We start from the raw sequence: 10,892 nt of genomic DNA, 5'->3' as shown, positions 1-10,892 counted from the left end.
TTAAAATGCACTAATCAATGGGTTGTACTTGGCGAAATCTTCTCTTGATGTATCTGAACTTTGCCTCTGTAAAATCAAACTACACGACAATGAATCTAATCACATTGGAAGAATCGGCTTGGAAAGCTATTTTGGAGCAATTACAAAGCATTCGTAAACACATAGAAAAAGACACTTCGCATTGGGACGAATTGTGGCTGAATCAACACGAGGTCTGTCAGTATTTACATTTGAGTGAAAAAACACTTTGGCGGATGCGTAAGAATGGTGAAATCACCTATTCCAAAATTTATGGTCAGTATTTTTACACTTTGGGGAGTATTCAAAAATTGTTGGATGCCAACGTGGTAAAATCTACCGATGTTTATGTACAAGAGCTCACCGAAAAAGCCAAAAGTTATGTTGAAAAAGCAAGACATTTTAAATAGCACCGATGGAGGTTTGGAGGTATTTCGTTATTATTTGCAAGGTAATTGGCAGGTAGGGAAAAATTTTAAAAATCCGTTGTATGATGATAAAAATGCTTCTTGCAATATCTACAAAGACAAGCGTTCGGACACTTACAAGATGAAAGATTTTGGAGACGAGTCATTTAGTGGTGATTGTTTTTTCTTGGTGGGCTATTTACACGGGTTGGATTGTCGAAACGCCTCGAACTTTATAGAAATCTTAAAGATAATCAACCGTGATATGAGCTTGGGTTTGGAAGAAAAAACACGTGTTTTAAAAGCCTCATCAAAGCGGAATGTATCTTCTGTTGAACCTATCGAAAACACTGAAAAAACTAACGAAATTGAAAATGGCAAAAACAATGAGAATAATGAAGACATTTCGGATACAGAAAGAGCCCAAACTCCTTATGAATTTATTTCAAAGGCATTCACTGAACAAGAGCTGGCTTTTTGGTCAAAATCGGGTATAACACATTCCCTTTTGCAAAAATACGAGGTGGTTGCTATGCAACGTTTTTCAAGCATCAACAAAAAAGGGAAACCATACACCTTGCATTCTTCACAAAGCGAACCGATGTTCGGGTATGTGTCACCAAATAGCATAAAAGTGTATCGTCCGTTTTCAAAGATTCGGTTTTTGTATGGAGGTAATGTAACTGATTACTGTTTTGGATTGGAAAAGTTGCCTTTACAGGGAGATGTACTGTTTATCACTTCGGGAGAAAAAGATGTATTGAGTCTTGTATCACACGGATTTTCAGCGATTTGTTTTAATAGTGAAACCACTCATATTCGCAAAGAAACCATTAAGATATTAAAGCCACGCTTTCGGTATATAGTATTGTTGTTTGACGCAGATGAAACGGGCAGAAAAGCTTCGCAACAACAGCAAGAACGCCTAAAAGAATTTGGTGTGTTGTCGCTTACCTTACCTCTTTCAGGGAGTAAAAAAGACAAGGATATTTCAGACTATTTTCAACAAGGATTTTCTGCCCAAGATTTTCGACAATTGTTTCGACAATTGATTGAGAATGATTTTCAATCGACCCTCTCATTATTAAAAAGCTGTGAAATTGATTGGAAAAATCCACCTCCCAAACAAGAGGTACTTATCAGCATTAACGCCATTCCCATTGGAGTACAAAGCAGTTTATTGGGTATTACCGGAGGTGAAGGTACGGGGAAGAGTCATTTTGTAAGTGCACTTTTAGCAGGAACTTTAACGCTATCTAAGATCACAAAAATAGACACTTTGGGTACACAAGTAAAACCCTGTCCCAAAGGAAAGGTGGTGTTGTTTTTTGATACGGAACAATCCCAAGATCAATTGTATCAAAACATTGAAAAGTTACTCAAACGAGCTCAACACACCGTGATGCCTCCTGAATTGAAAGCCTATTGCTTGACTCAAATTCCTCGTAAAGAACGATGGGAGCTTATTCGCAAGAGTTTGGAGTTTTTTAGTTTTCAGTACAAAGGAATTCATTTAGTGGTTATTGACGGCATTGCGGATTTAATTGGTGCTGTGAATAATGAAATCGAAAGCACCGAAATTATCGAAGAGTTGTATGCTTTGGCAGGAATGTATCAAACTTGTATGGTTTGTGTGTTACATCTTACCCCGAGTGGGCTTAAAATTCGTGGACATTTGGGATCGGAACTGCAACGCAAAGCCTCAGCGGTTTTGTCTATTGAAAAGGATAATAATGGAACCATATCGGTTGTACGACCTCTAAAAGTACGTAGTGGAGATCTTTCAAAAACCCCTGAAATACTTTTTCAGTGGGATGAGACCTTGGGAATGCATCGCTATTGCGGAGAGCGAAAAAAAAGTATTGAAAATAAGGATAAAACGATGGCTTTGGCTACACTTATATCGCCTTTGTTCAAGAAAAAAACATCGTGGCATTTTTCGGATTTATGTAAAGAAATACAGGAAATCACAGGAGTTACACAGCGAACAGCCAAGATCTATATTCGCAATCTAAAAGAAAAGGAAATTTTAATACACACGGCAGAAAATCCTGAGGTATTGGAAATGGGAAAACCCCTCAAAACATTGTTAGAGACATAGGGAGGATAGTAAAGATAGAATGTGTTGAAGGATAAAAATGGAGAGGAAATTAGTAGGAATAGAATGAATAGGAAATTAGGAATTTAGAGATTTATAAATTTAAAAATCAGTATTTAACGAACCTAAAAACATACGGAAAATGAATATCGAAAGAACCGAATTTATCGCTTGGATGCAGCGGCTTATTGACCGTTTTGATTTGCTCGAAGAAACTCTTGCAAAAACGCAAAGTCGCAAAAATATGCTTGATGGAGAGGAATTGTTGGACAATCAGGATTTAATGCTGACCTTTAAGATTTCGGCAAGGTCACTACAACGCTACCGCTCGGATGGTAAACTGCCGTATTATACCATTTCGGGAAAAATTTATTACAAACTATCGGATGTACATCAATTTATTCGAGCACATTTCAGCGTACCCGTATCAGCTCTTAAAGCCAAAAAAAGAAACACACTTCCAAAGAAAGACAGCGTATAAAACGGGTCGGAACACGGGAATACTTTTGCTTTAAAATCAAATACAAAGAGCAATGGAAACGACATTACAATCACAAGGTAATATTCCCGTGCAGGAAGAACTTTCGGATATGTTGCTGATTTTCGACAAGGAAGAAAAACAGCTCAAAGCCGTTAAAGGACTAGATAATAAGGGAGCGTTACAAACCGTTCCTCCCGACAAAACGCATCAAGAGGACTTTATGCGGGTAGATGCCCACGGCAATATATTGTCCAATTTTTTTAGCAATTTTCTGCGACAGAGCAAAAATCCGACCCGATTTACATTCTTTAAAATTCCAATAGAAAAATCGTTGGATACCATCGAAAAACTACAAAATCACTTAACCCATCTCAGTGAAAAAGGAAAAGCATATTTAAAGAAATATGAAGTGTCTCCCACTCAATATACACAAGGAATAAGCGAAAAAAATCAACAACAAAAACATACGACAATGGAAACGACAAACACTCCCGTTCAAGAGCCTCAAAAAGAGGTAAAACAAGAAAATGTGCAACCTGCTCAAACACCTTCTAATGAAAATTCAGAGCAACAGAATGAAACCAAATACAAGATAGAAGATGTAGATTGGGAAACTCTTAACAATTTAGGAATCAGTAAAGAGTCTTTGGAAAAACGCAATTTGTTGGAGCCTCTACTTAAAGGGTTCAAAACCAATGAACTTGTTCCTGTAAGCTTTAATTTGGGCAGTGCCGTAACACGTTTTGACGCTCGTTTATCGTTGCAACAAAATAGCGAAGGAAAGGTTGTAGCAGCTATTCACGGCATACGCAAAGAACCGCAATTGCAATACCCGTTTTTCGGACACGAATTTTCTGATGAAGATAAGAAAAACCTACTGACTACGGGCAATATGGGACGTGTGGTGGAACTGACCAACACGAAAACAGGAGAAAAAATCCCTTCCGTTATCAGTGTGGACAGACTCACCAATGAATTGATCGCCCTCCGTACGGAATTTATTAAGATTCCTGATGAAATTAAGGGGATAAAACTCAGTGAAGAACAAAAACAGACCTTAAAGGAGGGAAAACCACTCTTTTTAGAGGGAATGCAATCCAAAAAAGGTGAATCTTTTAATGCCAATGTACAGTTCAATGCCGATAAACGCTATGTAGAATTTTTGTTTGAAGAAAATCTTTCTCAAAAAGCTACTCAATCACAAAAGCTTACCGAAGCTCCCAAAGAAATTCGTGGAGTACAGCTTTCGCAGGAGCAACACCAACAACTCTCCGAAGGGAAACCCGTATACTTGGAAGGATTAAAAAGCAAAAACGGAAAGGTATATAACGGGTATTTTACCTTTAATGAAGAAAAAGGAAAGGTAGAAATGAGTTTTAAAAATCCTGATAAAAAGGACATTTCGAATGATTTACAAACTCCTAAAAAGGAACAAAAACAAACGAGCGAAAAAACACAAAAAGCACCAAAGCAGGAAACCGCTCCGACACAGAAAAACACCAAATCCAAAGGACGTAAAATGTAGAAAAAGTCATAGGCTGTAAGCTATATGCCTAAGGCTTATGGCTTACAGCAAAAAAAAACCAAAAAGTTATGAAACTAATCATTGCAGAAAAACCCAGTGTAGGCAGAGAAATTGCTTCTGTATTAGGAGCTGCCCAAAAGAATGAAGGCTATCAAGAAGGGAACGGCTATGTCGTTACTTGGGCGTTGGGACATTTGGTACAGTTAGCACTCCCGGAAGAATATGGTTGTCAAGGGTTTCAAAGAGAACATTTGCCCATACTGCCTGAGCCTTTTGTATTAGTTCCCAAACAAATTCTGACCGAAAAAGGATACAAAGCCGATCCTATGGCACTTAAACAACTTAAAGTCATTGAAAAATTATTCAAGCAATGTGATGCCATCATTGTAGCTACCGATGCAGGGCGTGAGGGCGAACTTATTTTTCGGTATATTTATCACTATCTGAACTGCCAAAAACCCTTTGAGCGATTATGGATAAGTTCTCTGACAGAAAAAGCTATCAAAATGGGATTTACACAATTAAAACCCGGTAGTGATTTTGATCTATTGTATCAGGCAGCTCAAAAACGCAGTGAAGCGGATTGGTTAGTGGGTATTAATGCCACCCAAGCCCTAAGCATCGCTGTGGGTGAAGGAGTGTATTCATTAGGAAGAGTACAAACTCCTACACTAGCAATGGTCTGTAAACGCTATTTGGAGCATACGAACTTTACCAAAAAGCCTTTCTTTGAGCTTAAACTCAAACATCAAAAGGAACACACTGATTTTTTTAGTTTTTCCGATGCTATCACAGATAAAAAAGAAGCGGAAACACTACAAAGGCAGATAATGAAAAATCCTGTTGCCGAAGTGGTTATGGTAGAAAATGAAACTCTCAAAGAACAGTCACCTTTGCTATATGATTTAACGGGTTTACAAAAAGAAGTCAATAAGAAATATGGTTTTTCAGCCGATGAAACCCTACAAGTTGCACAAGGCTTGTACGAGCAGAAATACATTACTTATCCCCGAACGGGAAGCAAATACATTTCAGAAGATGTATGGGCAGAAATTCCGGCACTTATCCGATTACTGCAAGAAAGCGACCTTTTTTCAAAAAGTGCCCAAACCGTTAAGATTACGGCACTTAACAAACGAATGGTCAATGACCTAAAAGTAACCGACCATCACGGACTTTTAATCACAGAGCGTTTTCCTACGAATCTTTCTGCCAAAGAACATACCATTTACAAGATGATTGCCTCCCGACTTTTAGAAGCCGTGAGTGAACCTTGTGTTAAGGAAGTTCAAAAGGTTTCATTGGAGGTGTGTCATACACGTTTTACACTCAGGAACACACGAATTATACAAATGGGTTGGCGGGCAATCAATGGTTTTTTATCTGACTCTAACAAGGACGAAGCTGACATTTGTGAAGCACTGCCGTCCTTACCAAAAGGGAGTACATTAAAGATAAAATCCGTTGAAATTTTATCTAAAACCACCCAACCTCCCGTGCTTTACACCGAAGCAGGACTTTTGTCGGCAATGGAAACAGCAGGAAGAGATTTGGAAAGCAAGCAGCAACGCCAACTCCTACAAGGCTCAGGCATAGGAACCCCTGCTACACGAGCCGCTATCATTGAAACGCTCTTAAAACGAGGCTATGTAGTGCGTAAACAAAAATCCCTTATTCCCACCGAAAAAGGACTACAAGTGTACCATTGGGTCAAAGAAGATGATATTGCCAATGTTACCCTAACGGGACAATGGGAAGAAGATTTACAAAAAATAGAACAAGGCGAAAAGTCGCCAACGGAATTTTTACAGGCGATGAAAAGCTATACCCAAGATTTGACACAAGCCTTGCTGAAACTCACTATTCCACAGAAAAAGCATTTGCAACTATGTTGCCCCAAATGCCAACAACAAACCTTGAAAATTTTTGAAAAAGTGGTAAAATGCCCTGATGAGCATTGTAATTGGACATTTTTCAGAAATGTATGCGGAAAAAATATCGACGAGCAAACCTTAAAAACCTTGCTTGAAACCCGAAAAAGTCCGCTTATTAAAGCAATGAAAAGCAAAACGGGAAAAACCTTTGATGCTTATCTTATACTTAATGAAAACGCAGAAACCTCTTTTGAGTTTCCTAAGAAAAAATCCAAATAACAAGTGTCAAGTAACAAATAACAAGTAATAAAAATCAAAAAAGGTGAAAAAAAACAACAAAATCAAAGTGTACCAAGAAATGATTTTCACGGTGGTATACACGGATTTATAGGTCGTTGAATGGATTTTCACTAAAATGGATTTGCAGAATCCACAAAATGTAATTACATTTGTAATGTCGGTGATTATCGCCGTTATATTATGATTATTGTAAATTGAAATGTTGGATAAAAACAGACGAAGGTTATTAGAAAAAGTACTTCCGGAAGGAATTGTAGTATCACGCAAATGGCTTGAAAATACCTTACACTTGCAAAAACACGCTATTGATAATTTGGTTAAAAGTGAGTATTTAAAAAGTGTTCATAAGGGGTATTATGTACGGGGAATGTTTTTACATAGTTGGCAGGCGATGGTATATGCTCTGCAACATTATATGCAAACCGATTTAGTGGTTGGGGGAATAAATGCTTTGCAACTACAAGATGAGTATTTGCCTTGTTATGAGGTAATTCCTGTGCAACTCTATGGAGAAACTACTTTACCGAGTTGGCTAAAAACCATAGGGGTACTACATCGTTTTACGAAATATTCGTCAAGGGCTGTGTACGATGAATTTGACGCGGCAACAACAGCAATGCTTACGACCTTGTACACTTGGAGGGAAGAGTTGCAACCGCTTCGAATCTCGTGTAAAGAAAAAGCTTTTTTGGAATTTTTATTACACGTATCCGATGAGCAATCATTTAAGCAAGCGGTTACTATATGTCAGCAAATGAATGTATCATCGATGGAAAAATGGCAACTACTATTAGAAAAATGTGTCAATGTGAAAATAAAACGTTTGTTTTTATGGCTTGTAAGTCAATACCAACCGACTTGGTTGGAAAACTTACACCTTTCTAAGGTGTATTTGGGCAGTGGTAACCGAGTGATTATCAAAAACGGACGGTTGGATACAACTTACCATATCACCGTGCCAAAATAAAAAATAGGCAGAATATGAAAATGTACAAGGTTACATAAAAAAATAAAAAATAAAAGAATAATAAAAACACAAAAATCAAAAAAGTATGAATCATCAAAAAGTACAACCAAGTTTGTCGTATTACGAATTACGACTCAGAGAAGTTTTAAAAACAAGTTTTCCTAACTTGATAAATAATACGACTTTTATCAAAGAACGAAGCGACTTGGCCGCTCATAGCTATCAACAGGCTTTTGAATCAGGATTGGCGATTCCCCAATGTAACGAAATAGCCAATAAAGTGCTAATGGAAGGCTTACACTTTTCACCTTTTTCAATGGTTTTTGAGGTACTTTGTAGAGAGTTTCAAGGGGAGCTTTCCGAAGAGGAGTTATTCCCTTTTGCCTTAAAAATGTTTGAAGAATTGGTGCCTTTCTTTCAAAAGTGTGACCTTACTGAAGATTTTGAACAAACACAGGATTATGGGCATCTTTACACGGAACTCACAGGAGCTATTCAAATTTGGATAGAAGAAAATGGCATATCTTAAAAAGTTGCATTTGGGTCGCAATATTCGAGCTTTGGAGGTTGCTTTTGCCTTGGAAAGAGAAAAGCGAGTTGCTACCACAGAGGAGCGAGAAATTTTGCAAAAATACACAGGGTTTGGTGGGCTTAAATTCATTTTAAATCCCGCCAAAGAGGCTGTGGACAAAAAATATTGGTCTGCCTCAGACTTGCCTCATTTTGAATATACACAGGCCCTATGGCAACTTATCAGTGAGAATAGTATCGATGAAAGACAATACCGACAATACGAGCAAAGTCTTAAAAATTCGGTACTCACTGCTTTTTACACCCCTTTGGAAATTATAGATTCCCTTGCTTGGGTGTTGAAAGAAAACAATATCAGCCCCACAAAATTATTAGACCCTTCGGCAGGGGTGGGCAATTTTATGGCTTCTTTTCAGCATCAATATCCAAATGTATCGGTAACGGCTTTTGAAAAAGATATTTTAACAGGAAAAGTTTTATCGCATTTATACCCTAACCAAAAAGTACATATTGAAGGATTTGAGCAAATAGAACCGCATAATGAAAAAGAATTCGACCTTGTCAGTAGCAACATTCCTTTTTCGGATACTGCTGTTTTTGATTTGTCGTACTCTCGTAGTAAAAATCCTGCTAAGGTACAAGCTGCACGTAGGGTGCATACCTACTTCTTTTTAAAAGGATTGGATATGTTAAAAGAGGGAGGTATATTGGCTTTTATTACCTCTCAGGGCATTTTGGACAGTAGTCAAAATGAAATCATTCGCCGAGAAATGCTCTCCAACGCTCGATTGGTATCGGCACTTCGGTTGCCCAACAATCTGTTCAGTGATTATGCAGGGACAGAGGCAGGAAGTGATTTGATTGTGTTACAAAAAGACACCCAAAGAGGTGAATTATCCCCCATCGAACAGCAATTTTTAGTGAGTTCTTCGGAAAATAATCCATATTCAATCGCTCAAAACCAATTATTTTTAGACAAATCCCGAATCATTTGTACAGAAGAAAAATTCGGTACCAACCTATACGGACACCCTGCTATGGTTTATGTCCACGAGCAGGGAGTAAAAGGTACGCAACGGATATAAAAACACAGTTATCAAGGGATTTTCAAAACTATTATCAGAAACAAGAAAGGATAGAAAAAATAGCAGAAATAGAAGGTTTAGGGGGATTAGGAGAATTAGAAAGATTAGAGAGAATAGAAAATTTAGAAGGGATAGAACACATCAAAAAAAGTGAAAAAAGCGAAAGAATTGAAAAAACAGCAATTGAACAAGCTACTTACATAGAAATAGCAAGTAAAATAAATCAACAGGAAAGTACTTCTGACATTGATACGTCCGCTGTTTCTGAACCGATTGTGTATGAATCAAAAATGAATTCCCTTTCCTTTGAGGAGGCATTGCCTCCCAAAGAAACTATTTTTTCCTTTGAACAAACACAACTAGCACAGGGTCAGGGTACACAACTCAGCTTATTCGATTTTTTACCCGATGAAAAACAGACTGCTAAAAATGCGTCTACTCCCAACCTTTTGGTTTCCGAAACAGCTTCTGTTAGTGTGTCATCTTCCCAAAAATCCTCATCTAAAAAATCTGCTAAAAGGAAAAAGACGCCTAAAAACACCACTCCAAAAAAATTGGATTTGTTTTCATTTTCGTATCAAACAGAATTCAAAAACACTTCTCAAGAAAAAGCATCACACGAATTGGTGGAAACCTTAGTGGAGGACCCTGAACCTTTTACAGGAGCTTTTTTATCTCATTTTAAAGAAGATACTTTGGTGGTACAGCGGCAGACTATCGGTTACCTAAAAGAGGCTTCTCCAAAGACTCAAAAAGCTACTTTTGTACCTTTGCAAATGGCTTCGTTGGAAAGACGAAAAATGATGGAATATATTGCTCTTCGTGATGCCTATTTGGAATTGTATCACAAAGAAGCCACCACGTATGAACCACACGATAAAGAGCGAGAGATTTTAAATACGCTGTATGATGCCTTTGTAAAAAGATACGGGCATCTTAACACGGCTGAAAACATAAAACTCATCAAAACCGATAGCTCGGGAGCAGAAATCCCCTATTTGGAACAAGCACGTAATGGCGTGTACAAAAAAGCGGATATTTTTGCAAAACCCGTAGCTTTTTCAACAAAACCCATTGAAAATCTATCCCCCGAAGAAGGATTATCAGCTTGTTTGAGTCAGTTGGGAAAAGTAGATTTTTCATTTTTAGAGAATATTACCGGACAATCCACCCAAGAGCTCAAAGACACCTTACGAGGGAAACTCTTTTTTAATCCTTTAGAAAACACCTACGAAATCGGACAAAAATGGCTTTCAGGCAATGTCATTGCCAAAATTGATACGCTAAACAACTTTTTAAGTAAAACCCCGCAACTTACAAATAATCCGGAAGTAATCCATTCGTTGGAATCCTTACAAAAAGCGGTTCCTACTCCCATTCCCTTTGAAGAATTGGACTTTAATTTGGGTGAACGTTGGATTGACTCAAACATTTATAGCGATTTTGCTTCCCATCTATTTGACACAAATGTCCACGTGGATTATTCGTCTCAAACCGATGATTTTTCAGTGGAATGTAGGCAAAAAAATATGCATATTTGGGAAAAATATGCCGTTAAATCCGATAGTAGAACGTACGATGGGATTGCTCTTTTTAAACACGCACT

General features: G+C 37.8%; 9 protein-coding genes. All 9 read left to right on the top strand.

What is annotated here, in order from left to right; all coding sequences use genetic code 11:
- Positions 1-89: 89 nt before the first annotated feature.
- The gene (locus GN105_RS12580) at positions 90-428 is read left to right on the top strand and encodes a helix-turn-helix domain-containing protein (RefSeq protein ID WP_155285736.1); all 339 of its coding nucleotides are present in this window, start codon (positions 90-92) and stop codon (positions 426-428) included.
- The gene (locus tag GN105_RS12575; protein WP_155285735.1) at positions 400-2,526 is read left to right on the top strand and encodes a toprim domain-containing protein; all 2,127 of its coding nucleotides are present in this window, start codon (positions 400-402) and stop codon (positions 2,524-2,526) included. The genes GN105_RS12580 and GN105_RS12575 overlap by 29 nt, the downstream gene beginning before the upstream one ends.
- 139 nt (positions 2,527-2,665) lie before the next feature.
- The gene (locus tag GN105_RS12570; RefSeq protein WP_041992683.1) at positions 2,666-3,004 is read left to right on the top strand and encodes a helix-turn-helix domain-containing protein; all 339 of its coding nucleotides are present in this window, start codon (positions 2,666-2,668) and stop codon (positions 3,002-3,004) included.
- Positions 3,005-3,056: 52 nt separating this feature from the next.
- Positions 3,057-4,529 (top strand): DUF3945 domain-containing protein, encoded by a 1,473-nt coding sequence (locus GN105_RS12565; protein ID WP_155285734.1) that lies wholly within the window; start codon positions 3,057-3,059, stop codon positions 4,527-4,529.
- Positions 4,530-4,597: 68 nt separating this feature from the next.
- Positions 4,598-6,682, top strand: coding sequence for a type IA DNA topoisomerase (locus tag GN105_RS12560; protein ID WP_155285733.1), 2,085 nt, complete (start codon positions 4,598-4,600; stop codon positions 6,680-6,682).
- Positions 6,683-6,902: 220 nt separating this feature from the next.
- Positions 6,903-7,670, top strand: a complete 768-nt coding sequence (locus GN105_RS12555; RefSeq protein ID WP_155285732.1) for a type IV toxin-antitoxin system AbiEi family antitoxin domain-containing protein — start codon at positions 6,903-6,905, stop codon at positions 7,668-7,670.
- Between the two features lie 85 nt (positions 7,671-7,755).
- A complete protein-coding gene (locus GN105_RS12550) occupies positions 7,756-8,199 on the top strand; it encodes a DUF1896 domain-containing protein (protein ID WP_155285731.1) in 444 nt (147 codons plus the stop codon).
- Complete coding sequence (locus tag GN105_RS13050) at positions 8,186-9,286, top strand: N-6 DNA methylase (protein ID WP_227977436.1); 1,101 nt, start codon at positions 8,186-8,188, stop codon at positions 9,284-9,286. The genes GN105_RS12550 and GN105_RS13050 overlap by 14 nt, the downstream gene beginning before the upstream one ends.
- A partial coding sequence (locus tag GN105_RS13045; RefSeq protein WP_505622647.1) for a DUF8437 domain-containing protein occupies positions 9,193-10,892 on the top strand: 1,700 nt, incomplete at its 3' end. The genes GN105_RS13050 and GN105_RS13045, both read left to right, overlap by 94 nt.

Origin of the sequence: Capnocytophaga felis, from assembly GCF_009684755.1 — a bacterium.
GTDB classification, from domain to species: Bacteria; Bacteroidota; Bacteroidia; order Flavobacteriales; family Flavobacteriaceae; genus Capnocytophaga; species Capnocytophaga felis.
This window is presented reverse-complemented; position numbering and strand designations above follow the sequence as displayed.

Excerpts from the sequence above, each read along its gene's own strand:
- GN105_RS12580 (WP_155285736.1), top strand. The coding sequence starts at position 90 with ATGAATCTAATCACATTGGAAGAATCGGCTTGGAAAGCTATTTTGGAG.
- GN105_RS12575 (WP_155285735.1), top strand. The coding sequence starts at position 400 with ATGTTGAAAAAGCAAGACATTTTAAATAGCACCGATGGAGGTTTGGAG.
- GN105_RS12570 (WP_041992683.1), top strand. The coding sequence starts at position 2,666 with ATGAATATCGAAAGAACCGAATTTATCGCTTGGATGCAGCGGCTTATT.
- GN105_RS12565 (WP_155285734.1), top strand. The coding sequence starts at position 3,057 with ATGGAAACGACATTACAATCACAAGGTAATATTCCCGTGCAGGAAGAA.
- GN105_RS12560 (WP_155285733.1), top strand. The coding sequence starts at position 4,598 with ATGAAACTAATCATTGCAGAAAAACCCAGTGTAGGCAGAGAAATTGCT.
- GN105_RS12555 (WP_155285732.1), top strand. The coding sequence starts at position 6,903 with ATGTTGGATAAAAACAGACGAAGGTTATTAGAAAAAGTACTTCCGGAA.
- GN105_RS12550 (WP_155285731.1), top strand. The coding sequence starts at position 7,756 with ATGAATCATCAAAAAGTACAACCAAGTTTGTCGTATTACGAATTACGA.
- GN105_RS13050 (WP_227977436.1), top strand. The coding sequence starts at position 8,186 with ATGGCATATCTTAAAAAGTTGCATTTGGGTCGCAATATTCGAGCTTTG.